General features: G+C 34.2%; 27 protein-coding genes. 1 reads left to right on the top strand and 26 read right to left on the bottom strand.

Features of this window, described 5'->3' with window-relative positions; translation table 11 throughout:
* Nucleotides 1-237: 237 nt before the first annotated feature.
* From wecB to DW1_RS01120, 7 genes are all read right to left on the bottom strand, one after another.
* Nucleotides 238-1,368 (bottom strand): non-hydrolyzing UDP-N-acetylglucosamine 2-epimerase, encoded by a 1,131-nt coding sequence (gene wecB, locus DW1_RS01150; RefSeq protein ID WP_200800449.1) that lies wholly within the window; start codon nt 1,366-1,368, stop codon nt 238-240.
* Nucleotides 1,369-1,380: 12 nt separating this feature from the next.
* Entirely contained in the window at nt 1,381-2,439 is a 1,059-nt protein-coding gene (locus DW1_RS01145; protein WP_074348772.1) for an MraY family glycosyltransferase, read from the bottom strand.
* A 113-nt stretch (nt 2,440-2,552) separates the two neighbouring features.
* Complete coding sequence (locus tag DW1_RS01140; RefSeq protein ID WP_074348771.1) at nt 2,553-2,993, bottom strand: deoxycytidylate deaminase; 441 nt, start codon at nt 2,991-2,993, stop codon at nt 2,553-2,555.
* Between the two features lie 188 nt (nt 2,994-3,181).
* Nucleotides 3,182-3,811, bottom strand: a complete 630-nt coding sequence (gene upp, locus DW1_RS01135; RefSeq protein ID WP_074348769.1) for a uracil phosphoribosyltransferase — start codon at nt 3,809-3,811, stop codon at nt 3,182-3,184.
* A 175-nt stretch (nt 3,812-3,986) separates the two neighbouring features.
* The gene (gene rpiB / locus DW1_RS01130; protein ID WP_074348767.1) at nt 3,987-4,436 is read right to left on the bottom strand and encodes a ribose 5-phosphate isomerase B; all 450 of its coding nucleotides are present in this window, start codon (nt 4,434-4,436) and stop codon (nt 3,987-3,989) included.
* Nucleotides 4,437-4,913, bottom strand: a complete 477-nt coding sequence (locus DW1_RS01125; RefSeq protein WP_074348765.1) for a low molecular weight protein arginine phosphatase — start codon at nt 4,911-4,913, stop codon at nt 4,437-4,439.
* Nucleotides 4,910-5,974, bottom strand: a complete 1,065-nt coding sequence (locus DW1_RS01120) for an L-threonylcarbamoyladenylate synthase (RefSeq protein WP_074348764.1) — start codon at nt 5,972-5,974, stop codon at nt 4,910-4,912. Before DW1_RS01120 ends, DW1_RS01125 begins: the two co-directional genes overlap by 4 nt.
* Nucleotides 5,975-6,268: 294 nt before the next feature.
* Between DW1_RS01120 and DW1_RS01115 the strand changes: the two genes are divergently transcribed.
* On the top strand, nt 6,269-7,009 hold the full coding sequence (locus DW1_RS01115; protein ID WP_143474329.1) for a ZIP family metal transporter: 741 nt from the start codon (nt 6,269-6,271) through the stop codon (nt 7,007-7,009).
* Between the two features lie 196 nt (nt 7,010-7,205).
* On the opposite strand, the gene prfA is transcribed toward DW1_RS01115, so the two are convergent.
* From prfA to DW1_RS01020, 19 genes are all read right to left on the bottom strand, one after another.
* Nucleotides 7,206-8,276 (bottom strand): peptide chain release factor 1, encoded by a 1,071-nt coding sequence (prfA, locus tag DW1_RS01110; protein WP_347499693.1) that lies wholly within the window; start codon nt 8,274-8,276, stop codon nt 7,206-7,208.
* A gap of 221 nt (nt 8,277-8,497) precedes the next feature.
* Entirely contained in the window at nt 8,498-9,484 is a 987-nt protein-coding gene (gene prmC, locus DW1_RS01105) for a peptide chain release factor N(5)-glutamine methyltransferase (protein WP_074348762.1), read from the bottom strand.
* Nucleotides 9,478-10,359 (bottom strand): DUF1385 domain-containing protein, encoded by an 882-nt coding sequence (locus DW1_RS01100; protein ID WP_083605452.1) that lies wholly within the window; start codon nt 10,357-10,359, stop codon nt 9,478-9,480. Before DW1_RS01100 ends, prmC begins: the two co-directional genes overlap by 7 nt.
* Before the next feature lie 186 nt (nt 10,360-10,545).
* Nucleotides 10,546-11,016 carry an HAD family hydrolase gene (locus tag DW1_RS01095; protein ID WP_074348758.1) on the bottom strand — a complete coding sequence of 157 codons (471 nt, stop codon included), beginning with the start codon at nt 11,014-11,016 and terminating at the stop codon, nt 10,546-10,548.
* Nucleotides 11,017-11,030: 14 nt separating this feature from the next.
* Complete coding sequence (gene pstB / locus DW1_RS01090; protein ID WP_074348756.1) at nt 11,031-11,774, bottom strand: phosphate ABC transporter ATP-binding protein PstB; 744 nt, start codon at nt 11,772-11,774, stop codon at nt 11,031-11,033.
* A gap of 263 nt (nt 11,775-12,037) precedes the next feature.
* Nucleotides 12,038-12,877: a PstA family ABC transporter permease gene (locus DW1_RS01085; protein WP_074348754.1), complete on the bottom strand. Its 840-nt coding sequence runs from the start codon at nt 12,875-12,877 to the stop codon at nt 12,038-12,040.
* Nucleotides 12,878-12,895: 18 nt separating this feature from the next.
* Entirely contained in the window at nt 12,896-13,759 is an 864-nt protein-coding gene (pstC, locus tag DW1_RS01080) for a phosphate ABC transporter permease subunit PstC (protein ID WP_074348752.1), read from the bottom strand.
* Nucleotides 13,760-13,894: 135 nt separating this feature from the next.
* Nucleotides 13,895-14,836, bottom strand: coding sequence for a phosphate ABC transporter substrate-binding protein (locus DW1_RS01075; RefSeq protein WP_074348750.1), 942 nt, complete (start codon nt 14,834-14,836; stop codon nt 13,895-13,897).
* Between the two features lie 141 nt (nt 14,837-14,977).
* Nucleotides 14,978-16,264, bottom strand: coding sequence for a CapA family protein (locus tag DW1_RS01070; protein ID WP_074348748.1), 1,287 nt, complete (start codon nt 16,262-16,264; stop codon nt 14,978-14,980).
* Between the two features lie 300 nt (nt 16,265-16,564).
* On the bottom strand, nt 16,565-17,152 hold the full coding sequence (locus tag DW1_RS01065) for a thymidine kinase (RefSeq protein ID WP_074348746.1): 588 nt from the start codon (nt 17,150-17,152) through the stop codon (nt 16,565-16,567).
* 131 nt (nt 17,153-17,283) lie between these two features.
* The gene (gene rpmE / locus DW1_RS01060) at nt 17,284-17,484 is read right to left on the bottom strand and encodes a 50S ribosomal protein L31 (RefSeq protein ID WP_074348744.1); all 201 of its coding nucleotides are present in this window, start codon (nt 17,482-17,484) and stop codon (nt 17,284-17,286) included.
* Between the two features lie 161 nt (nt 17,485-17,645).
* A complete protein-coding gene (gene rho / locus DW1_RS01055; RefSeq protein ID WP_074348742.1) occupies nt 17,646-19,007 on the bottom strand; it encodes a transcription termination factor Rho in 1,362 nt (453 codons plus the stop codon).
* A 202-nt stretch (nt 19,008-19,209) separates the two neighbouring features.
* On the bottom strand, nt 19,210-20,181 hold the full coding sequence (gene glpX / locus DW1_RS01050; protein ID WP_074348740.1) for a class II fructose-bisphosphatase: 972 nt from the start codon (nt 20,179-20,181) through the stop codon (nt 19,210-19,212).
* Nucleotides 20,182-20,275: 94 nt separating this feature from the next.
* Complete coding sequence (locus DW1_RS01045) at nt 20,276-21,463, bottom strand: M20 family metallopeptidase (protein ID WP_074348739.1); 1,188 nt, start codon at nt 21,461-21,463, stop codon at nt 20,276-20,278.
* 32 nt (nt 21,464-21,495) lie between these two features.
* Entirely contained in the window at nt 21,496-22,800 is a 1,305-nt protein-coding gene (locus tag DW1_RS01040; protein ID WP_074348737.1) for an amidohydrolase, read from the bottom strand.
* A 70-nt stretch (nt 22,801-22,870) separates the two neighbouring features.
* Entirely contained in the window at nt 22,871-23,974 is a 1,104-nt protein-coding gene (locus DW1_RS01035) for an ABC transporter substrate-binding protein (RefSeq protein ID WP_074348735.1), read from the bottom strand.
* Nucleotides 23,975-24,093: 119 nt separating this feature from the next.
* Entirely contained in the window at nt 24,094-25,155 is a 1,062-nt protein-coding gene (locus DW1_RS01030; protein ID WP_074348733.1) for an ABC transporter ATP-binding protein, read from the bottom strand.
* Between the two features lie 27 nt (nt 25,156-25,182).
* Nucleotides 25,183-25,968 carry an ABC transporter permease gene (locus DW1_RS01025; protein WP_074348732.1) on the bottom strand — a complete coding sequence of 262 codons (786 nt, stop codon included), beginning with the start codon at nt 25,966-25,968 and terminating at the stop codon, nt 25,183-25,185.
* Between the two features lie 5 nt (nt 25,969-25,973).
* A complete protein-coding gene (locus DW1_RS01020) occupies nt 25,974-26,798 on the bottom strand; it encodes an ABC transporter permease (protein ID WP_074348730.1) in 825 nt (274 codons plus the stop codon).
* Nucleotides 26,799-26,805: the final 7 nt, after the last annotated feature.

The raw sequence follows: 26,805 nt of genomic DNA, 5'->3' as shown, positions 1-26,805 counted from the left end.
CTCACCCTCTAATACCTACTATTGTAAAGATAGTGTATAATATATTCTACATTTTATATCTGGAATCCTTCCATTTGTAATTAAGGATTATACATTAATAAAGATTAATAGTTAAAATTAGAAGTTCAAATGTATAAGAGATCCCCTTCCCTTTGTTCATACTAACATGATGTTAAACAAAAAGACGACCAGGGGCCGTCTCAATAAAACTCTTAATTTTCTATTATTAATCTTTGATTAGTAGTTAGCACTTTTCAATTGCCTTACTATGATTTCCACTATTCTCTCAGCTGCATGTCCATCTCCATATGGATTTACTGCATTAGCCATTTTATTATATTCTTCCTTATTATTTAAAAGCAAATCTATCTGATTAAATACATTTTCATATTCTACACCTATAAGCCTAGCTGTACCTGCTTTTATTCCTTCAGGTCTTTCTGTTTCTCTTCTAACTACTAGAACAGGCTTACCTAATGTAGGCGCCTCTTCTTGCAATCCTCCAGAATCTGTAACTACAAGATAACATCTCGCCTGCATATTAACTGATGCTTCATAGTCTAAAGGTTCCATAAGATGTATCCTAGGTTTATCCCTTAATACCCTATAGGCGATTTCTCTTACCTTTGGATTTAAGTGCATTGGAAAAACTAATTCTGCGTCTTGATTTTTGTCTATTATATGAGACATAGCAGTAAATATATCTTCCATAGGTTTTCCTATGTTTTCACTTCTATGGCAAGTCATATATATTATTTTTTTATTTTTATAATCTAATTTATTTAAAAACTCATCTTCAAATACATAGGTGTCAGATACTGTTTCTAATAAGGCATCTATAGCAGTGTTCCCTGTCACATAGATTTTACTAGGGTCATAGCCTTCTCTCAATAGATTTTGCTTACTTTCCTCTGTAGGACAAAAATGAAAATCTGCAACTATCCCTGTAAGCATTCTATTAGCTTCTTCTGGAAAAGGTGAATATAGATTGTGGCTTCTAAGCCCTGCCTCTACATGTCCAACCTTTACCTTGTTATAAAAAGCTGCTAAGGCGCCTGCAAACACTGTAGTAGTATCTCCCTGAACTAATATTAAGTCAGGTTTGAACTCCTTTATTACAGATTCAAGGCCATTTAAGGCTCTAGTTGTAATTTGACTAAGACTTTGCCCTGCTTCAAATATATTTAAGTCATAATCAGGAACTACATCGAATATATTAAGAACTTGGTCCAGCATCTCTCTATGCTGTGCTGTTACACAAAGCTTATGCTCAATAAAAGGATTTGCATTTAGTTTTTTTACAACTACACACATTTTTGTAGCCTCTGGTCTTGTCCCAAAAACAGTTAGAACTTTTATTTTCTTCATGTTTATATGCTCCTATCTTTTCTCTCTATTCTTCTTCTTGATATCAACAACTCCTATAATCCCAAATCTTACAGCTCCTAAAAATACCAGTGTCAGAACTATACCTACAACTACTACTCCATATTCAGGCCTTAGTCCAGCCATAAGTACCGCTGATGTACCAAATACAGCACTTACTATATAAAGTATTAAAACTGCTTGCTTTTGACTAAGTCCTTTATCCAATAGTCTATGGTGAACATGGCCCTTGTCTGCTTCTGATATGGGTCTTTTGTTAATAAGTCTTCTGACTATGGCAAATGTAGTATCAAATATTGGCAGACCTAAAGCTAATATAGGCACTACTATAGTTATGGTTGCCACACTTTTCATAACTCCTTCAACAGCTACTACAGAAAGCATATATCCTAAAAATAAGGCTCCTGTATCCCCCATAAATATCTTAGCTGGATTAAAGTTATGCGGAAGAAATCCAAAGGCTGAACCAGCTATAATTGCACACATTATCATAACCATACTAGTATCAATATAATCTATACTTGCTGCTACAAAGAATAGTGATACAGCTGCTATAGCTCCTACACCTGCTGAAAGTCCATCTAGACCATCAATAAGGTTTAGGGTATTAGTAATACCAACTACCCAAAAAATAGTTACTGGTATAGAGAAAATACCTAAGTCAATAATTCCATTTTTAACAAAAGGGTTCCCAAGAAACTCTATTCTAACATCTCCTATAATTAAAACTGCTGCTGCTATTATCTGAAATACTAGCTTCCACCTTGCCGACATAGGTTTGACATCATCTATTATTCCTGTTATTACGATTATGGTACTTCCTATCATAATAGAAATTATAGATTTATCAATATCTAAAAAAATAAGCATGGATATCATTGTAGCTAAATAAATAGCAAGCCCACCTAGTCTAGGTATGGGGACATTGTGAACTCTTCTATCATCCTTAGGCACATCAATGGCTCCAATTTTCTTTGCTGTGTATTTAGCCAATGGTGTAAGTAGATAGGATAATATTATTGGTATAAGAAAGACTATATAATAATTAGTCATAATTAACACTCCTCTTCTTTCGGATCAGGCTTGATATATTGCCAAGCTGAATTATGGTAAATATTGCTTGATAAGTATATTTCCTAACTCTGATTTTACTCTAATTAGCAAGATTAGTCAATCTTTATTAGGTCTACCCCTGCTTCCTTGAGCATTTCTGTAGACAATTCATCAGGATATTCTCCACTAAAGACTACTCTTATAATTCCCGCATTTATTATCATCTTTGCACATAGTACACATGGTTGGTTCGTTACATATATTGTACCACCCTTTATGCTGACACCTGAATTTGCAGCCTGTACTATAGCATTTTGCTCAGCATGTAGTCCCCTACACAGCTCGTGTCTTTGACCTGATGGCACTCCAAGTTTATCTCTTAAACATCCTACTTCTGAACAGTGCTTTAATCCTGTAGGAGCTCCATTATAGCCTGTTGACAGAATCCTTTTATCTAAAACTATAAGCGCCCCAACCTGTCGTCTAATACAGGTTGATCTTTTTTTCACTACATTTACTATCTCCATAAAATAAGCATCCCATGATGGTCTCATGTAACTGCCCCCTTTTTAATAATAGAACTAATGGGTTGGCATGGAAACCAGCCCTCCTACATCTCAGTATAACAATATTTTCAATTCTTAAAACCTTTAATTCATAATTCTCCTTAATAATTAATAATTATCAGTTTCCAATTGTATTACTTCTTTGACGTAAAAAAACAAGATGGGTTCCCCCATCTTTATTTTGTCCCAAACAATCTATCTCCTGCATCTCCTAGTCCTGGAAGAATATATGCATGGTCATTTAATTTTTCATCTACTCCTGCCACAAAGATATCCACATCAGGATGTACCTCGTGTACAGCCTTTATTCCTTCAGGAGCAGCTATTAAGCACATAAGCTTAATATTTGTTACCCCTCTATCCTTTAGGAAAGTAATTGCTGCCCTTGCTGAACCACCTGTTGCAAGCATTGGATCTAATAGTATTAGCTCCCTTTCTACTGCATCATATGGCAGCTTACAGTAGTATTCTACAGGCTGTAGAGTTTCTGGATCTCTATAAAGTCCAATATGTCCAACCTTTGCCGCTGGCAATAAATTTAATAGTCCTTCTACCATTCCAAGTCCCGCTCTCAATATAGGTACTATTCCAAGTTTTTTACCAGCTATTACCTGTGATGTTGTTTTCGTAAGAGGAGTCTCGATTTCAATATCCTCAAGAGGTAAATCTCTAGTAACCTCATATGCCATAAGCATTGCAACCTCTTTTACCAATTCTCTAAACTCTTTTGGTCCAGTATTTTTATCTCTTATAAATGTTAGTTTGTGCTTAATCAATGGATGATCCATAACTATAACTCTATTCACGTACATCTCTCCTCTCATATTATTTTAGCTCTTAAACAAGTCAGATCCTTCACTATCGTTCATGATGACATCTGCTTAGTCATCTAAAAGCCTAAAGCCAAAGGTATTCCTAATTATTACACTATGGCAGGAATTAAAGTCTCAAAAGGATCTCTCTTTTCCATAGTCTGTAGTATTATATCACATACTTGCTTTCTATGTCTCTAATTTTATTTACTCTTCTTTCATGTTTTCCACCTTGGAATTCTGCTTTAAGCCATGTATCTATAATCTCAAGAGCTAAATCTTTTCCAATTACTCTGGCTCCAATCGCTAGTACATTAGCGTTATTATGCTCAATTGACATCCTTGCAGAATAACAGTCACTGCATAAAGCACACCTAATTCCTGGAACTTTATTAGCGGAAATTGATATCCCTATTCCAGTACCACAGCAAACAATTCCTTTATCACACTCACCACTTTTCACTGCCTCAGCAACTTTTTCACCAAATTCTGGGTAGTCTACCGACTCTATAGAATTTGTTCCAAAATCTACATATTCTATACCTTTTTTATCTAAGTATTCTTTAATATATCCTTTAAGTTCGTATCCTGCGTGATCACAGCCTAATGCAATTTTCATTTATTTTTCCTCCTTATTTTTTTCTATTAGTTTTTTTATTATAACATTAAGTGCATTCTTTATCTCTATTAAGCATTCTTCATATACCTGTACAGGAGCTCCAAACGGGTCCACAATATCAGTGCTCTTATTATTTCCATAAGCATATTCAGTTAAAGTAAATGTTTTGTCTAAGGCCTTGTCGTTCATAGATATTATTGCTCTTTTATGGCTATTAGTCATAGTGAGGATTAAATCTGCCTTATCAATCATTTCTTTTGTAAGTTGCCTAGATTTGTGATTAGATATGTCAACGGAGTGTTTTTCCATGGCTTCAATAGCCTGATTTGATGCAGAAGAACCTGATTCTGCAAATACTCCTGCTGACTCTACATTTATTTCATTTCCTAAGCCATTTTTATCTATCATATGTCTAAATAGACCTTCAGCCATACTGCTTCTACAAGTATTTCCAGTACACACGAAAAGAACATTCATATCATTTTACCTCCTGCTGCCTTCTTCATTCTATTCATTATAGCTATTCCGATGCCTTTCTCCTCTACAGCTTCAGCTATTATAATATCAACCTTTTTTTCATCAAACCTCCTTAAAACATTAAAAAGATTTGATGCTATGGTTTCCGGAAAACTCCTATCTCCAACTACTAGTATATTGTCATTTTCATATTTATCAAAGGTTTGTTTTGTAGCCATTATTCCTACATTCATTCCTTGTGCTTCATATTCTTTGCATAATTTCATAATCTTCTTCACAATTTCCTCTACATTTCCCTTGACTATAATCATATTTGCATCTGGTGAATAATGCTTATATTTCTGTCCAGGTGATTTTGGTATTATGTTTTCATTAGACATCTCAATGGCTTTATCATATTCTACCTTAGGCAAAACGTCTAATAAGTCTTCAATAGTGATACCACCTGGTCTTAATATAGTAGGTACATCTCCAGAAATATCTAGAACCGTAGATTCTAGACCTACTCCTGTATTCCCTCCATCTATTATCATATCGACTTTACCTGATAAATCATTCATTACATGTGAAGAATTTGTAGGACTTGGTTTACCTGAAGTATTGGCACTTGGGGCCGCTATAGGAAGCTGTGAATGTCTTATTAGCTCTAATGCTATATTATGAGCTGGCATCCTTATGGCTACTGTGGATAAGCCCCCTGTTATTCTGTCCGGGACTTTATTGGTCCTTTTAAAAATTAAGGTCAGAGGTCCTGGCCAGAATTTTTCCATTAGTATGTAGGCATGCTGTGGTATGTCTTCTACAAGCTCTTGTAGCTGAGTAACATCACTTATATGAATTATTAAAGGATTGTCTTGAGGTCTGCCCTTAGCTGTGAATATTTTTTCTATGGCTTTTTCATCTAATGCATTTGCACCTAAACCATATACGGTTTCTGTAGGAAATGCTACAGTTCCACCATCGCTGATTATTTTTGCTGCCTCTAAAATTTTATCTATTTCTGGATGTGATGGATCTATTGTTAATATCTTTGTTAATGTTGTAGTATTTTTTCCCTTCATTGCTAATTCCTTTCCTTAGTTTAGCTGGATAAATATCTGTTCTAGCTACTGGTATTTTCTTAGTTTTCTTAAGAATTGTCAACTGATATTCACTCTTTACAATTCTATTATCTACTTTCTTAAAATATATATTATATTAGCTTTACAAATAATTCAACAGAAAATACAGTGTTAACACTCTATAGTTCAAATTTTGATTTTAAAGGCTCTCGTGAAAGCTGTTTCATTATGAATTTAAAGTGCAATATAGATTAGGTTTCAATACATACATTTTTATGACAAGGAGTGATATGTTTGACTGAAGTTGTGGTGATTACTATTATTGGTACACTTGTAGGTACTATTGGGACTGGCTTAGGCGGTTTGATATCTTTATTTATAGTTAAACCTAGCTCAAAATTTTTAGGGGTTCTTTTTGGAATTACTAGTGGTCTCATGCTAAGTGTAGTTGCATTTGATCTTCTCCCTGAGGCTTATAATATAGCTGGCTTAGGAACAGAAATACTAGGTATACTTCTGGGAGTTATTGTCGTAGTGTTTATTGAAAAGTTTTTTCCTGATAATAAAAATAAAAAACCATCTAGTTCTAAGAGTCATTTTTTTAGAACCGGTGCTCTTATAGGAATAGCCATAGCTATACATAATTTTCCTGAAGGCTTGGCCATAGGCTCTGGATATATGTACACTTCTAAGATGGGTATAACTATGGCTATAATAATTGCATTACATGACCTTCCCGAAGGGTTAGCCATGGCTGCTCCACTAAGATTAAGCGGCTCCTCTACTGTAAAGGTGATATTTTTAACTGTTATGGCTGGAATACCTACTGGTATAGGTGCCTTTATAGGAGCAGTATTGGGAAGTGTATCAAATTTTTTAATTGGGTTGTGCTTAGCTTTTGCTGGTGGAACTATGCTCTATATAACCTGCGGAGAAATGATTCCAGATGCTAAGTCATTACATAGTGGCAGGGCATCGAGTTTAGGTATTGTTGTTGGATTTATTATTGGGATTGTGGTGTCGATGAGTTTGTAAGATAGAGAACAGGTTAGAGTTTTTGATAAAAAAACAGTCAGACTATACAAGGCTACTAAAAGTTCTAAATTCTTCTACCTGTCATTCTAAGACGTAGTCGAAGAATCTCATGTTCTTAGTACATGAGAGTTCCTTCGACAACGTTCAAGATGACAGAAGAAAACTTTCTCAGTAATCTTAGCTAAGTCTGACTTTTTTATTCTGCTTGTTGAAGTCTTTCTGCTTGGGCACTTGTTATTAGTGCATCAAGCATTTCAGTTATGTCTCCGTCTAGAAATGCTTCTAGTTTATATACAGTTAAATTTATTCTGTGATCTGTGATTCTTCCTTGTGGGAAGTTGTATGTTCTTATTTTTGCGCTTCTATCTCCAGTTCCTACTTGATTTCTTCTAGTTTCTGCAATTTCTGCATTTTGCTCTTCCATCATTTGGTCGTAAAGTCTAGCCTTTAGTATTTTAAAGGCTTTTTCTTTGTTCTTTAACTGAGACTTTTCATCCTGACATGCTACTACCATACCTGTAGGTATGTGAGTAAGTCTAACAGCCGAGTCTGTAGTGTTAACACTTTGTCCTCCATTACCTGAAGAACGGTATACGTCAACACGTACATCTGCTGGATTGATTTCAATGTCTATATCATCTACCTCTGGTAATACAGCTACAGTAGCAGTAGATGTGTGGATTCTTCCACTTGATTCAGTAGCAGGAACCCTCTGAACTCTATGAACACCACTTTCATATTTTAGTTTGCTATATGCACCCTTACCCTTTATCATAAATATAACTTCTTTAAAACCGCCGATACCTTGATCATTGGAGCTCATCATTTCAACTTTCCAGCGCTGTCTTTCTGCGTATCTAGTATACATTCTAAATAAATCCCCTGCAAAGATACCCGCTTCATCTCCTCCAGCTCCTGCACGAATCTCTACTATAACGTTCTTATCGTCATTTGGGTCCTTTGGAATAAGAAGTGTCCTTAGCTCTTCCGTTAGCTCATCACATTTTTGTGTAAGCTCCTCAACTTCAAGCTTTACAAGCTCTCTAAAGTCATCATCTAACTTTTCCTTAAGCATTTCTTTGGAATCTTCTAATTGATTAACAGCTTCGTTGTATTCTCTATATTTCAATACTATAGGCTCAATTTCAGCATGTTCCTTTACATATTTTTGCCATTCCGAAATGTTATTTATTATCTCTGGATCACTTATCTTTTTGCTCAATTCTTCATATCTCTCTTCTGTAAACTTCAATTTATCTAACACGATTCTCACCTCATCACTACGGAATTGTCCAGTGTAATATTATATCATAATTTTTTAATATATGCTATCATTTTTTCATTATCTCTCTTAATAAGAGTTTAACAGTAGTTAAGCGATTGTTTAACTATGGCTAAACTTCTACTACACTATTACATAACTATCCCTCTATAATTTTATTTTTCTAAAACTAACTCCTTCCTTAACGCTCAGGATGACAGGTCTCTCTAAATTGTCTTTAGAACCACCACCCTATCATGTTCTGCAAGATCCTTAATTATCTCTATACAATGAGGATGGTTATTTTTACATCCTTTCCGAGACCCATTCGCCTCTCTCAAAGTAACAGCTTCTATAAGACAGGAGATCTGTCCCCTTGTCTCTTCTCTTGTCGCCTGCTCCTTTAAATCTAGTAGTTTTTTAATGGCAGGCCCTTGGTCATAACCTATTTCCATTGCTAAAATTCCACGTTCAGAAAGATACTTATCATACTCGTTTACTATTCTTCTGTAAAAGTCTAGTCCATCTTCTCCTCCATCAAGTGCAAGTTTAGGCTCGTATTCGGCTACTTCTCTTTGTAGTTCCTCTATATCTTTTGTTGGGATGTATGGTGGGTTTGATACGATTATGTCTATTGACCTGTATAGTCCTAGATTATCCAGTGGCTCGAATAAATCCCCCTTTAGAAAAGTTACCTTTGACTCTAAGCCCAATCTTCGTGAATTTTCTGTAGCCACTTGGAGAGCAATGTCACTTATATCTACTGAGTAAATATGAACATTTTTTAAATAATGTGCTAAGCTTAATGTAATAGCACCACTTCCTGTACCGATATCTACAATTTTTAACTGGTCTTTTCCCTTAAAATATCCTTTATTTACAATGTCTATTATATATTCAACTAGAATTTCTGTATCAGGTCTTGGAACAAGAACTCCTTCTTTTATAAAAAAGTCTAAACCCATAAATTCCTGTTTTCCTAATATATATTGAATAGGATATCCACTTTTCCTTTTATCAATGAGTTTTAAAAACTTATCCACAGAATAACTATCAACTATTTCAGTCTTATGTGTATAAGTATAGATTTTATCAACATTAAGCACATGACATAATAAAAGTTGAGAGTCAAGAAGGGGATTATTAAATTCCCCTTCTCCTAAAGTCTCTATTCCTATCTTAATTAAATCTTCTATTGTGTAGGCCTTTACCAAAGGTCTGCCTCCTTGTCATCAACTAATACTCCCTTTAGTGCTTCTATAGCAACTTCTATTTGTGGGCCATCTGGCTCTTTTACTGTAGCTATCTTTTGAACAAATAATCCTGGATAAGACAGCCAGTATGCTAGCTTGCTATTGCTTCTTCCGATGATTCTATTTATTTCGTATGATATTCCTGCTATTACTGGAAGCATAGCAATTCTAATTAAAAATCTCATCAATGGATTTGGCCATCCAAAAAATGAAAATACTAATATGCTTATTATCATTACCATAAATAGAAAACTAGTACCACACCTAGGATGTAGAATAGGATATTTCTTTACATTTTCTACGATAAGCTCTTCCTCATGTTCGTAGCAGTGAATAGTCTTGTGCTCTGCTCCATGATACTGAAATACTCTTTGGATATCTTTCATTTTAGAAATAGCAGTTACATACACTAGAAACATTAATATCCTTATAAATCCTTCCATTAAATTAAGGATTATTGGTGCTTCAATTGATCTTTTTATAAGGTTTGTTATTAGTGTTGGTCCTAGCATAAATACCCCTACTCCAATTACCATAGAAATAAATACTGAGATATACATTGCTATTTTTTCTGCATTGTCCTTGAAAAGCTTATCAAAAAACTTGTCTATTTTTCCAGGTTCAGTTACTTCTTCTTCCTCGTAGAACTGTGCTGAATACATTAGAGAATCCACGCCAACAACCATTGCTTCTACAAGCCCTACTACTCCTCTTATAAATGGCCACTTCAAAAATTTATACTTAGTAGATGGCGACTTTATAGGTTCTTTTTTTAGCTCTATTTGATTATCAGGCTTTCTTACAGCTATTGCTATATCTCTTGGCCCTTTCATCATTACTCCTTCAATTAATGCCTGACCACCAATAGTGGTGCAGTGCTTTGGTTTTCTCTCTATATCTTTTATTTTTGGCAAAAAAACCACTCCTAAACTATAGTCTATAAATGTTATTATAACACATAATCATAATAATGAATAGAAAAGTAAAGGCCAGAGATTGTACTCTGACCTAATACTATAAAATTAATTTCTCAATGTGGCCTTCATCCTATTTTCGCTTAAAATGATTTCTATAGCATCCTTTATAGACTTAGTCACTATATCTGAATAGGATAATAACTTTCCGCTACATCCCTCATTTTCCATAACAGCCACTGATATCTTACATATTTTAAACATTTCTATATCATTGAATCCATTTCCAACACAAATAGTCTTTTCTGGACCTAGACCTTCTACTATCTCCTTTTTAGAAAGGCTAGCCATCTCCTTTGGGAATGTGGCTACCTTTACTCCTAGCTCTTTGCATTGGCTTTCTACTGTTCCATAGGTATCAGCTGTTAGAATGTATATATTCACATATTCCTTTAACTTTAGTATTAGCTCTCTTGCATCATCTATAAGTTTTCCATCTACAGCAACTGTGCCATTATAATCAAATACAACATTTTCTATTTCTATTCTGTCTCTACCAGGTATGTTATAAATTAACATTTAATTCCTCCCCATTAACCATATATTCCTTCGATATATTCTTTTGTTCTTTTATCCTCTGGGTTATTAAATATCTTTTCGGTTTCATCATACTCAATAAGCTCTCCATCCAGTATGAATGCTGTATAATCTGATATTCTCTTAGCTTGCTGTAGATTATGTGTGACTATGATTATAGTATAATTATCTGAAAGCTTTAAAAGCATATCTTCAATATTAGCTGTGTTTTTCACATCTAGTGCAGAACAAGGCTCGTCTAATAGTAGAACCTCTGGCTCTACTGTAAGTGCTCTAGCTATACAAAGCCTTTGTTGTTGCCCTCCTGACAACTTCAACGCAGACATATCCAGATCATTTTTTACTTCATCAAGAAGCCCTGATACTTTAAGCTTGTTTTGTACTATCTCGTCTAGCTTCTTTTTATTCCTAATTCCATAATACACAGGAGCATATGTGAGATTTTTATATATAGACATAGGAAAAGGAGCTGGCTTTTGAAAAACTATTCCTATTCTTTTTCGCACATCTTCTTTTGGGTAAGAAAATATATTTTCCCCATCAAATATTATGTCGCCTTGAACATTTCCACCGTTTTCTTCAAGCATTCTATTTAAAGCAGCTAGTAGGGTAGATTTACCACAGCCTGATGGACCTATTATAGCAGTTATTTTATTCTTCTTGATTTTCATATTTATATTATTTAGTATTTTTTTATTTCCATAGTATGCATTTAAGGATGCTAATTCAATTATATCCATTTATTTCAGCTCCTTTCGGTTAAAGGTTAAGGAAATACAATAGAAATATCCGCTCACGGTTTCGGACACGAATAATTCTAAAGCTCATTCCGATATAAAATCCTACAGCTTGCAAACTCGCTACGCTTAATGGAGTTACAGAAATCTTTGATTTCGTTGTAACTCCTTATGCCAGCGTATGCTGGCCTTACCTTAGCATAATTGCTTAACGGATTTTATATCTGCCTTCGCTAAGAATTATAGTCGTATCCTGCAAATGTTCACTAAATATTTCTATTGTATTTCCTATTTAGGGTCAATAATGACAACAAGTTAATTATAAACAAAAGCATTATCAATACTAATGCAGTGGCATATGATTTCTCTAGTGATATTCCTTCTCCTGTAAGTATGTAAAGATGAAACGGTAGCGCCATTACTGGAGAAGATAAGGATTCTGGAATTGGAGCAAATATTACTGCTGCTGTAAGAATTATAGGCGCAGCAGCTCCCATTGCAAAGCCTCCTGCCAGTGTTATAGCTGATACTATGTCTGATTTGCACATAGGTAGCACTAGTTTAAAAAGAGTGTATGACTTTGACACGCCAAGAGCATAGGAGGAATTAATGAGAGAAGTGCTGATTTCTCTCAATGTCTTTTCTACCCTTACTTGTATAAAAGGAAATATCATTATTCCTAGAGTTATTCCTCCTGATAATAGTGATCTCCCCAGTTTTAAATTAACTACCAATAGTGTGTAGCCAAAAAGACCTAAAACTATTGAAGGAACTCCTGCCATACACTGTACTATAACATGAACTATCCCTTCTATTCTCTTGGAATTACAATAAAATACTACATAAATTGCAGTAGATATAGCTAGTACTGTAGCAAATATGCAAGCAATAAGGGTCAATAACAGGCTACCTACAATAGCTGGCAATATTCCACCTTCTGAGCCTAATGGTATGCCCTTAGGTTTACCTAAAATGAACTCAAGGTTTATAGAGCCTGCTCCATTTTTTATAATATATATGAATATAAATGCTATGGAGGAAAGCACTATTATCGTACTTAATATAATCCATAAATTAAATAGACTTGACTTAATCTTTTCTCCCATAATATCGTCCTCACAAATTTATAAGCTTATGCTTTTCTTTACATAATATACTATTATGTTGATTATCAACAAAATAATCATCAATACAAACCCTGAAGCGAAAAGAGCATGATAATGTAAGCTACCTACTTCTGCCATTCCCATCTCTAATGCAATAAGTGAAGGTATTGTCTGAGCCTTTCCAAGCAATCTAGGTGTAATAGGTGCATTTCCAATAACCATCATGACTGCCATAGTCTCACCCATAGCTCTGCCTAATGCTAATACTGTTGCAGCTATTATACCTTTTTTACTCTCAGCTAGGACAATCTTTCGTAAGAAATAGTTTTTTGAAACACCTAACGCCTGAGAAGATGATAAATGATCATTATATACCTTTTCCATAGTTTCATTACAAGTAGATATTATATATGGAAGCACCATTAGTGAAAGTAGTATGCCTCCTGCAAGGACAGATTCGCCTGTAGGAAAACCAAATCTAATCTCGAAGAATTTGACCAAGACTAAAAGACCTATAAATCCATATATTACAGAAGGTATTCCTCCAAGGATATCTATAATTCCTCTAATGATAGTTTTTCCTCTACCCTTAATATACCCAGACAATAATAATGCGCTACCTACCCCTATGGGCAATGCTATAACAATAGCAACAAAAGATACATATAATGTTCCTAGTATTACATTTAATATTGATAACTTATCTGGAGATGATAGGGGATTCCATGTTCTACCTGTTATAAATTTAAATATTGACACTTCCTTAAAAAAAGCAGTACTTTCTTTGAATATAAATATTAAAACAAATGCTAACAACAATAGGGAAAATACGGTTAGCAGCTTTATTAAAATACTGAAGGCTTTATCTAGTAACTTATACATATGCCACCTCACAAAGAAATCCTTCACTAGATTCAGGATAAGACAAATAGCACACTTGTCGTCCTGAGCCTTGGCAAAGGAACTCATCTAATCAAAAAACAGGGGAGTAAAACATCCCCTGAATTAAATCTTTACCTATCTTACAGGCACAAATCCCATCTCTTCTATAATAACAAGCCCCTTTTCAGATGTCACTACATCCATAAATGCTTTTTGCTCAGGAGTTAATTCTCCTCTTTTAACTGCAATGAGTGGTCTAGATATTTTGTATGAACCATTTACTATGTTTTCCTCTGTAGCTTCAACTCCATCAACCTTTAGAGGAATAAGTTTACCCACATTTTGATTAACCATTCCATATGATGCATATCCTATAGCATCTTTATTTTCAATTATTTTTGTAACTAATGCCCCCATTGAAGGTGATTGAATAGCATCTTCTCTGATTTGAGCATCTCCCATTACACTTTTTTGGAATACTTCATGAGCCCCACCACTTAAATCTCTAATAACTACTACTATTTCACTATGTGGAAGGCTGCTATCTACCTCATCCCAATATTTATATTCTCCTGCAAATATCTTTCTAACTTCTTCTGTTGATAAATCATCTTTAACTTGTAAAATAGGATTTTCTGGGTTAACAGCTATTGTTAATGCATCAATTCCTAGCTTAAATACCTTAGCATCTCCTATTTTCTCTAATTCTTCATCTTTGATTTCTCTAGCTAACATTCCAAAATCAGCAGTATTGTCTAAAACTGCCTTAACTCCTGCTCCTGAACCTCCAGCAGATATGTAAATAGCTATATTTTCTTCTGGAAAGCTTGCATCTACATTGTTCCAAGTTGTATATCCTTCTATGAAGTCAGTTGCAATAGCTGACATTACTGGTGCTAAAGTAGATGAGCCATTAAAAGTTATCTGAGCCTTAAATCCACTTTTTTCATTATTTTCTTCTACTTGATTGTTCCCAGCATCTGGTGATGAAGGAGTATTTGTAGTACATCCTGTTAGTGTCAATGCAAAAACTAATAATAAACTTAGTAGAATAACTACAGGTTTTCTTGTTTTCATAGTACGCCTCCTAGTAAAGCTTGTTTTATTTGTTCCTATAGAATTCTAATATGAATAGAAGATTTTTTCTAATAGTTTTTATCTATAGTTTTATCTTTATCTATAGATAATTTCAATAGTGATAAATCAAAATAACCATTTCTAATGCAAAAAGAACCGTCCCCGTTGCATAATAACGAGCAACACTACAAACAAGATACTACTAATTATAAAAATCCTCAGTCCATATTCGGTCAAAAAGTCTATAAAATCTTCAAGGCTAAATTTGCCATGTTTTACATCTCTTTGGTTTTCCTCATGAAAGTTTTTAGCTTCAGTACTATTATGGATTATCTCTTCATTTTCAATCTGATTATTTTCTTCAGGTTCTAACTCATTATGAACTACATATTCAATATTGCCAACGATATTGCCATCTTCTAAGACCTTTGTACCCCAGTCTGCTGACAATCGGTTTATTAAACTTATTATAGTCTCTCTGTCTTCTTCAGAAATAGTTGGTTTTCCAAACTTGATTATCCCGGGAACAATACTTGTATTTATTATACCATCCTTGTTTATTTCCATATTAAATATCATGGTCTGAGAAGTTCTAGCGCCTACCTTTGCACCAAAAACAAAGTTACCTAAGCTATATACTATAGGTCTATTATTGTAAAACTCAATGCCTTGAAGCACATGAGGATGATGTCCCATTATACAGTCAGCACCATTATCTATTAGTTCTTTAGCTATGGTCACGTCATTATCTCTAGGATAGTCAGCTAATTCAGTTCCCCAATGAAGAGACACTATTAAAAAGTCTACCTTTTCCTTTGCTTGCTTCACTGCTTGTATCACATTATTTGCATTGCTGTCATATCCATTGACGATTCCAGCCCTGCTTTCTGTAGCATACCAATCTACATGTGGTGTCACTCTTGAAAACCCTATAAAGCCAATCTTTAATCCATTTATCTCCCATATGGCAGGCTCTAAGGCATCTTTTATGTTTCTTCCACCACCAGTATATTTGATATTGTATTTCTCTAAATTATCTAAGGTCTCTACAAAGCATTCTCTTCCATAGTCAAGAGAGTGATTGTTGCCTAGGGACACTCCTTTAACTCCTGCATTTACAAGACCTTGTAGAGTTTCTGGCTTTGCTCTGTATGTATACTGCTTGTCCTGAGGCTCTCCAGTAGTACCCACTGTACATTCTAGATTAACTAAAACTAAGTCAGATTTTTGAAAGACTTTTTTTACACTTTCCCAGGGATAATCTACTCCATGAGTGTCTATGTGATTACCCATAAAATCTCCTAGTAAAGTATCTCCTGCTATTGAAATGGTTACAGTATTTCTTTTTGCATAAGAGAAAGCTGTAAATGATAAGGACAATATAAAAATCAATAATATAATGGCAAGACGTTTTTTCTTTCTATTCATTTTCTAATTCTCCTTTACATACTTATACTCTAAGAACTTTGTATAATATGAAATATATTACTATTTTATTATCAATAGTACAATATTGTTTAGCTTTATTGAAAACATATCTTTTATAGGCATCAAAGAAAAAGAACTATATCTTTCATTTGGCTTTTCTAGTCAAAAAATAAAATGAGACAGGTTCCTTTTGAGTCAAAAAGCGAGTCAAAAAGAACTGTCCCTGCTGTCTTGATACCCATTCGCTCCCTCAGGGTAATAGTTTCTGGGCAATCTAATATCTTTATAGTCTCCAGTTCTCTACCTGTTGTCTCTTTTCTTTAAATAGCATTCTCCACAGAGTGATTCATATACAATATCTTTTTCATCTTCGATGGCTACTTGTTCACCTTCAAAGACAAATTTCCCATTGATTTTTCTTCCATTAAATATTGCTTTCTTTCCACATGCACAAATAGTTTTTAATTCTTCTATACTATGTGCTATAAGTAACAGTCTTTCGCTACCTTCAAAGCCCTTCATTTGAAAATCAGTTCTTAGTCCATAGCAAATGACTGGAATATTCATCTTTACTGCTATCTCAAAAAACTCATCAATTTGCTTCTTTGTAAAAAACTGTGCTTCATCTACTAAGATACAATCTATTTTCCATTTTTCTTTATTCCATTTCTGAACTTCTTCATAAGCATTTTGGTCTTTACATAGTATTAGATCAACCTCTCTATCTATACCTAGCCTTGATACTACCTTATTTCCTCCCTTAGTATCTATTAAAGGCTTTACTATGATAACCTTCATACCTCTCTCTTCATAGTTGTATGCTACTTGCATCAAGTTAGTCGATTTTCCACAGTTCATTGCTCCATATCTAAAATACAGCTTAGCCATATTTCCACACCCCCGGAAAATTATGAATCAAACAAAACCAAAGTTCTTCACCAGTATTTAAAATAGCAAAAATAAACAATAAAGGTTAGAAGCCAATGGCAACTAACCTATCAGACAGACCTAAATAGTTATTACTCAATACCGTATTTTTTCTTAAATTTATCAACACGTCCGCCTTTGTCAACAAATTTTTGACGTCCTGTAAAGAATGGATGACATTCTGAACAAATTTCTACTCTTAATTCATCCTTAACTGAACCTGTTTCAAAAGTATTTCCACATGCACATGTTACAGTCGCTTTTTTGTAATTTGGATGGATTCCTTCTTTCATTGATTTCACCTCTTTTCAAAAGTCTCTTAACTGTATATTTAAAAGTAATCAGTTTTCAACTAGTATAGTATAGCATAAATTTCTAACCATTTCAACAGAATATTGTTTAGTAATAGTTTGACTATGGTTTAGCAATTGCTTAACCACTGTTTCATGCTATTCTAATCCCACATTTTATTTCTAACATTGTTTATAAATTCATCATTAGTCTTTGTAAGTACCAATTGATTTATTAAGGTCTCTGTAACCTCTGATACTGGTGCATTGCTTAGTGCCTTTCTTATTCCCCAAATTGTTTCAAGCTCTTTATGGTTCATAAGTAAATCTTCTCTTCTTGTACCAGATCTATTAATATCTATGGCTGGGAAGATTCTCTTCTCAGAAAGCTTTCTATCTAGGTGTATTTCCATATTTCCTGTTCCCTTAAATTCTTCAAATATTACATCATCCATTCTACTACCTGTCTCTACTAGAGCTGTAGCAAGTATTGTTAAACTGCCGCCTTCTTCAATATTTCTTGCTGCACCAAAAAATCTTTTAGGTTTATGTAATGCGCCAGGATCTAATCCTCCTGATAATGTCCTACCTGTTGGTGGTATAGTCAGGTTGTAGGCTCTTGCTAGCCTTGTGATACTGTCTAAAAGTATGACTACATCCTTACCATGCTCTACTAATCTTTTTGCTCTTTCAAGAACAATTTCTGCAACCTTTACATGGTTTCCAGGAAGCTCGTCAAATGTAGAATAGACAACATCACCTTTGACTGATCTTTTCATATCTGTAACCTCTTCAGGTCTCTCATCTATTAGCAATATAATAATTTCAATTTCAGGATGATTTTGTGCAATTCCGTTGGCGATTTTTTTAAGAAAAGTAGTTTTACCTGCTTTAGGGGGTGCTACTATCATTCCTCTTTGTCCTTTTCCTATGGGTGCTATTAGATCTAACAATCTTGTAGATAACTCACTGTGGTTTGTTTCTAGAGATATTCTCTCATTAGGGAAAATAGGAGTCAATGTCTCAAAATCTGGTCTCTTAGTTGCAGTTTCTGGATTTTCACCATTTACACTCTTTACATACAATAAAGCTCTATATCTCTCTCCTGATTTAGGTGGTCTGGTAATACCAAATATTTTATCTCCTGTACCTAAATTAAATCTTCTTATCTGAGAAGGGGATACATATATATCGTCATCTCCGGATAAATAATTTGCAGAACGCAAAAAACCATAACCATCAGCATGAAGCTCTAGTATCCCTTCAGCTTCTGTAGATTCTCCGTTTTGCATCTGTATCTGTAACTTTTCAGGCGGCCTTTTGGCAATTGTTTCAGTCAATGTAAATCCATCGCTTTCTTCTAAGCTAACAGGCTCTAAACCATGGGGTTCTTCCTTTGCAGAATTCTGTAAAATAATGTCAATTAGTTCGTCCTTTTTGTATTTTGTAATACTTTTAATATCCAGACTTTTAGCTATCTGGCGAAGTTCATCTAACTTCTTTTTCTGTAAATCATCAAGATTCAAATTTACACCTCCAAAATATAATATATATAATTAAATTCCACAATATAGTCATAATATATGGGAAAATTAAGACTTAACGAAACAATGAAATAACACAAGAAAAGCCAAGAGAAGTGTATTAACCATACTTATGATACCATTATATTAGATTATAGTCAAGAATTAGTATTTAATATACAACAAAATGCCCAAGGTGGGCATTTTATTTTGCATATTCAGGCTTTTTATCTAGTTTATGAATAGTCTCAATAAATCTAACAGTTCCAGTCTCTGATCTTGCAACCATTGAATGTGTCTTAGCTATATTGTTTTGGTGATAAACTACACCCCTTAGAAGTTCTCCGTCTGAAATACCTGTAGCAGCAAAAAACACTTCATTTCCTTTCACCAAATCGTCCATAGTAAGTACTCGGTCTATATCTCCTATGCCCATTGCTTTACATCTTTCTCTTTCTTCATCATTCATAGGGTATAGTCTTCCTTGAAATTCTCCGCCCATGCACTTTAGCGCTGCTGCTGCAATAACTCCCTCTGGTGCTCCACCTATTCCTAAAAGTATGTCAACGCCTGAGTGTTCAAAGCAAGTAGCCATAGCTGCTGCCACGTCCCCATCTGAAAACAGCTTTATTCTAGCACCTGCTTTTCTCACCTTTTCTATAAGCTCAGTATGTCTTGGTCGGTCTATTATAGTAACTGTCAAATCAGATATGTCCTTATTTAAGGCCTTAGCAACTGCAATTAAATTTTCTTCTACAGGTGCATCTATATTTATTTTGCCTGCAGCCTTTGGTCCTACAGCAATTTTATCCATATACATATCTGGTGCATGAAGTAAACAGCCTCTAGGTGCCATAGCCACTACTGAAATAGCATTAGGAAGCCCTTTTGCTACTGCTGTAGTACCATCTACTGGATCTACTGCAACGTCTACCTTTAAGCTATTGTTTATACATCTACCTATTTGCTCTCCAATATAAAGCATAGGAGCCTCATCCATTTCTCCTTCGCCAATAACTACAATGCCATCGATACTGAGTGTATCAAACATTTTCCTCATACCGTCTACTGCAGCTTGATCTGCTGCGTTTTTATCTCCTCGTCCTAAGTATCTTGCGCTAGATAATGCAGCAGCTTCTGTGACCCTAACTAAGTTCAAAGCTAGATTTCTATCCATATATTCCCCTCCTAGGTTTAGCATTCTTCAGTTTTTTATATAATATAGTATATTCTATTTAGTATCTTTTTGTCAAAAGTATATCACAAAGCAATTATTTAGCTAAAAACTCTTTACTCACCCTATCTCTAAAATCCTTATCTAATATATACTTTAAAGCTGTCATAGCCATTGCCTTAGCTCCTACTATCATCCCATTAAAACCTTCTTTAGAACAAGAAGCTTTTTTAAATTCTTCAGTATGCCCTACCAGTTCTGGGCTTCCGATTTTAATGTAAGGGGCAATAGTAGGACATAGATGACTAATATTACCTGCATCCCAAGAATAATTAGCATCCTCTGCCTGTATATAATCTATTCCTAAATACTCCAGTGCTTCTTTAAAAACTAATGCTAGAGAATGGTTTGGCCTCAAATCTTCATATACTTTATTAGGCATATTAATGCTATACTTACATCCAGTAACATATGCACTTGCTGATATACATCTCTCAACCATTTCCAATACATCCTTTAATATTTCTCTATTAGTAGCTCTTATACTCATTTTCATTTCACATTTATGGGGAATAGTATTATGTCCTATACCTCCTTCTATGATGACAGGATTGACAATAGTACCTTGTAAAAAATGTTGTCTAAGTGCATTTATATTGTTAATAGTTAATACTCCTGCTGTCAACGCATTGATACCTTTTTCTGGCGAGCCTCCTGCATGTGCAGCCTTACCTGTAAAGCTTACTTCCATTACAGTTGCTGCAACTAGTCTTCTTTCAATTATAGTTCTCCCTTCCGCATGACATATCATGGCAATATCAACATCATCAAATATACCCTTTTCCGCCATAATAGCCTTGCCTCCTGCATTTTTCACTGTTCCCTCTTCAGCAGGAGTTCCGATAACCTTTATAGTACCTCCTATTTCCTGTATTACTTTTTTTAATCCAATAGCCGTAGCCACCGCTGATACAGAAAACAAATTATGCCCACATGCATGTCCTAGCCCCTCCAAGGCATCGTACTCAGCCATTAATGCAATAGTTGGACCTGGTTTTTTGCCTTTTACCGTAGCTAAAAAAGCTGTATCAAGCCCAGCAACCCTAGTTTCTATTTGAAATCCATTATTCCTCAATAGTTCCACTAAAGCTTCCATAGCTTTAAATTCTTTATGTCCAATCTCTGGGTTTTCCCATATATAGGTAGATGTGCTTATAAAACTTTCTTTGTTATTATCTATTTCATCTAATACTCTATCCAAATACTCCTTATATCTTTCATCCATATAATCCCTCCTAAGACGTACTATAACCTTTATTATAAAGTCTTGGCAACAGCCATTATTTTATCTCTTATCTTCTTAAACTCTTTAGATAAAATGCTATAGTCTTGAGTTAATAAAACTTTGTCTCTTACAATAAACTTTCCATTTACCACCACTGAAGAAACATTGCTTGCATTAGCTGAGTATACTAACACTGAGTAATAGTCATAAATTGGCTGCATATTTATGGATTTAGTTTCAACTATAACAAAATCAGCTTTCTTACCTATTTCAATAGAGCCTATTTTGCTATCTAAATTCAAAGCTCTTGCTCCACCTAAGGTAGCCATTTCTAGTATTTGATCTGCCGAAAAAATGGTTCTATCATTATTTACTAATTTGTGTATCTTGGCAACTAGACCCATTTGAGTAAACATATCTAGAGTATTTCCACTCATAGGTCCATCTGTACCTAGCCCAAGCTTTAAATCCATGCTATACATTTTATATGCAGGTGCAACACCATGAGCTCCTTTGGCATTGGCTCCAATATTATGAGAGATGCCTACTTTCTTTTCCTTTAATATTTTTAAATCCTCATCGTTTACATTTATGAGATGTGCCCCAATCATTCTGTTATTTAGTATTCCTATTTTGTCTAGATACTGTACAGGAGTTAACCCATATTCCTTTTTATATTTTTCAGTTTCAAATTCCATTTCCGCTATATGCATGATTATAGGTACATCTTTACTCTCCGCAAGATTGAAAGCTTCTTGAAGGTGTGCTGTATCGTTACTATATGGTGCATGAGGCGCAACAGAAGGAATAATCATATCATCATCTTTCCATTTATCTATAAACCATCTACAATACTCTAATCCTTCATAGGGTTTACTTGCATCAGGAGCTACGAAGTCTACTATTGTTTCCCCAAGCACTCCTCTTAAGCCTATTTGTTTTGTCGATTCTGCTACTTCGTCTTCATAATAATACATATCTGCAAAAGTGGTAACCCCAGCCAATGCCATTTCACAAATACCATATCTGGAACCTAAAGAAACTAATTCCCTGTCTACTAGCATTTTTTCTAACGGAAACAGGAATCTCCTTAGCCTATCAGCAACATCATCTCCTAGGCTTCTAAAAACTGACATAGCACAATGGGTATGGGCATTTACAAAGCCAGGGATTAAAATCCCCCCTTCACCATCTATTACTTCATGATGAGAGTATTTTTCTAATAACTCCCTTCCTCCAATGTCTATAATAAGCTCTTTATCAGTTACAACTACTCCATCTTCAATTATGTCTTTATTGGAGTTCATTGTTAAAACAGTTACATTTTTTATTAACATGTACTTAATTACCTCCTTGTATAATCTAATATTATATGAAAAGCACCTAGATATCTAGGTGCTTACACTATTAGTTGCTGCCTGTTATTTCCTTGTTCCATCTGTCTATCCACTCTTTATTAACACTATTGATATATTCCCAATCTGCTAGTATCAATTTGTCTATTATTTCTGCTCCATAAGTCAAGCCTTCAGCCTCTTCCTCAGTTAATACTACATTTTTGTTGGCTGGTGAATCTACTTTATCAATAGCATTAGCTTTTTGTACCTCTTCACTTAAAATCCAATCTATAAACTTTTCTGCTAGCTCTTTATTTTTAGTTCCTTTTACAATATTAATTGTATTTACTACTGCATAAGCACCTTCCTTAGGATCTACCCATTTTGCTGTAGGAACTGCTTCTTTAACTTGCCCAAATGAAAAATCTTGTCCAGCAACTGCAGCTACTTCTCCTTGGCTAAACATATTTACAACTTCAGATGACTTTGAGTAAATCTTTACTAGATTCTTGTCTATAGCTTTAATTTTATCAAAAATTGCATCTGTATCAGCTTTAACGTCAAGTCCTTCTATATCAGCTACTATGAAAGGAAGAAAAGGTCCAGCTGTTGTTGTGATATCAGGAATTGTTACTTGTTTAGCTAAAGACTCATCCCATAAATCAGCCCATGATTCAATTGGTTTGCTTACTTTGGCTTCATCATACATAATTCCAAATCTTCCTACAGTATATGCAGGACCATAATCTTCACCAAATGGCGCCTTAGCAACATCATATAGATTTTCTATGTTTGGTATTTTTGAACGGTCAATTTTTTCAAATAAACCTTCTTCTATTGCTTGAATTGCAAAGCCTTCTGCTATCTGAATAATATCTACATTGCTGCTTCCAAGTCTTATTTTATTAAGTCTGTCCGCATTATTTCCTACTTCTAAAACAATTTTTACATTATGTGCTTTTTCAAATGGTTCGTAGATGTTTTTTCTTAGTAGTTCTTCATTGAAGCCCCAAGTTGAAATAACTAATTCTGTTGGTTTACCTGAACTACTTTGATTTGAAGCATCTCCGTTAGGTTGATTGGTATCAGTATTATTGTCTGATGCAGGTGAACAAGCCACCATGAACATTGACAACGTCATTAATAATACTAATAGTAGACTTATTTTTTTCATGTTAAATCCTCCTTGACAATTAATATTGTATTAATCAGTGAATAAAATCACTGTTTAACCTATATTTTTTTATTAAAGATATAATTAAAAATCAATTCCTCTTTAGTCTTGCTTTTTATTTATCTTACTAAAACAATCTTATCTGTTGGAAAATATATACTCACATTATCCCCTACCTCAAAGGTTTCTAAAGCTTCATGATTTACTAGGAAGTTCCCAAGGTCTGTTTTTACCTCATACTGATAATCTCTCCCTAAGAATGTTCTGACTATAATCTTACCACTTATAATATTTGAATCTCCTTCTAAATTTGAACTGCTAATTTTTAAGTCATCTGGTCTTATGGCACCCTTAGTAGGCTCAATATTATTATAAATATCTAAGTCATCTACGATGAAACTAGTATTATTTTTAGATATCAATTTTAAGGTTTTTCCATTTCTAGATAATAATTTTAAATCAATAAAATTCTCAAAACCAACAAACCTTGCTACAAACTCACTACTTGGATACTTGTAAATCTTTGCTGGTTCATCCATCTGTTCAATAACTCCATTATTCATAATGGCAACATTATCAGAAATTGAGAAACACTCCTCTTGATCATGAGTAACATATATAGTTGTAATTCCTAGCTCTTGTTGTATTTTTCTTATTTCTACTCTCATTTTAACTCTTAGTTTCGCATCAAGATTACTCAATGGTTCATCTAGTAATAACAGATCAGGTTTAATTACTAAAGCTCTTGCTAGAGCAACCCTTTGCCTTTGACCACCAGATAGTTCTGCTGGAAATCTCTTTTGATATTCAAGTAAGTCTACGATTTCAAGTATCTCTACAACTCTTTTTCTTATTTCTTCCTTTTCAACTTTTCTTAGGTTTAGTCCAAAAGCTACATTGTCAAAGACATTTAGATGTGGAAATAATGCGTAACTTTGAAAAACCAAACCAAAGTTTCTTTTATGCACAGGTATATTAGAATAATCTTTGCCATCAAAGATGAATTTTCCACCTTGTGAATTTAAAAATCCTGCAATTAATCTTAATGTAGTAGTTTTACCACAACCACTTGGTCCTAGCAAAGACACAAGCTGCCCTTTTTCTACTCTTAGGTCTAAATCCTTTAAAATAACATTGTTACCATATGCAACTGTTACTTTCTCCAAACTAATAAGTGACATCTGCTACCCTCCCAATTCTATTTAAATCTACTTTGCAAAATATGCTAAGCCTAATGTCTTTTCAATAATGAGCATGAGTACTGCTGTCATTGCCATAAGCACTACCGACAAAGCCGCAATCGTTGGGTCAAAATTGTACTCCACGTGTATTAACATCTGTATAGGTAAGGTACTAACGCCAGGACCTGTTAAAAACAATGATATTGGCACATTATTAAATGAGTTTATAAATGCAAGAATAAATGCAGCTATGACCCCAGACCTAATATTAGGTAACACTACAGTGAAAAATGTCTTCACTTTATTGGCTCCTAAACTCATAGAAGCCTCTTCTATTGAATAATCAAAGTTACTTAAGCTAGAAGAAATGACCCTTATAATATAAGGAATCATAATGATAACATGTCCAATTAATAAGCTTGCATAAACAGGCAATTTAAAAGATATAACTAGATATTTTAATAGTGAAAATCCTAGTACTATCCCTGGTATTAGAACTGGTGATAGAAATACTCCGTTAAATAAGCTCTTTCCTTTGAAATCATATCTGCTAAGTGCATATGCAGCTGGAATTCCTAATATTAGAGCTATTATGGTTCCAATAACAGATAGTTGAATACTGATTAAAAATGTCTTTCTGAACATCTCTATTTTGAATATATTTAACATCCATTTCAATGATAATCCCTTTGGGGGAAATACTAATGATTTTTCAGCTCCAAAGGATGCTATAAAAATGATAACTAACGGAGCCAATAAAAAGAAATACACTAAAAACGCAAATATTTTTAGTCCTTTGCTAGTTCTATTCATGGACATCACCCCCTAGAGTTTAATTTCCTTGCAAAGGAGTTAATTACACCACTTATTAATATTGTAACTACTATCATTACAGTAGCCACTACTGCAGCAGTATCCCAATCAAATAATGTCATAGCATTCTGATACATAACAGTTGCTAGTACTCTTGATTTAGTTCCACCTAATAGCTGAGGAGTAGTATATGCCGTCAAACTCCCAGTAAACACTAACACACTTCCTACTATTAGGCCAGGTATACTTAAAGGAAAGACCACCTTCATAAAGGCTTTAAATCTTGTTGCCCCTAAGCTCTCTGCAGCCGCAACTAAGTCCTTATCTATATTCTCTAATACTCCTATTAAAGATAAAATCATAAGGGGCATAAATAGGTACACAAAACCTATAACAATTGAAAACTCATTATATAGCAATGATAGAGGTTCTTTTATCAAACCTAGCTTCATAAGAGTATTATTCACTATTCCGTATTTTCCTAATATAACCATCCAGCTAAAAGACCTAACTACAGGGCTTGTTAGCATAGGGAACACTGCCAATGCTATATAGAGTCCTCTCCTGTTAATGCTGGTTTTGCTAATATAATAAGCTGTTGGAAATCCTAATATTGCTGAAATCAAGGTAGCTATTAAAGCCAGCTTTAATGTTCTTAATAAAATACTTGTATAATAAGAGTCCTTAAAAAAATCAATGTATCTACTTATTGTAATACCTTCCTCACTTATAAACGAACCTGAAATGACAATAATAAGTGGAAGGATTGCAAAAACAAACAGAAATAGAAAACCCGGAGCTAAAAGTAAGTAAAATGAGTATTTTTTCACTTACACC

Source organism: Proteiniborus sp. DW1, from assembly GCF_900095305.1.
Lineage (GTDB): Bacteria > Bacillota > Clostridia > Tissierellales > Proteiniboraceae > Proteiniborus.
Note: the sequence above shows the minus strand (reverse complement) of the source record. Positions and strands in the feature narration are given on the sequence as shown.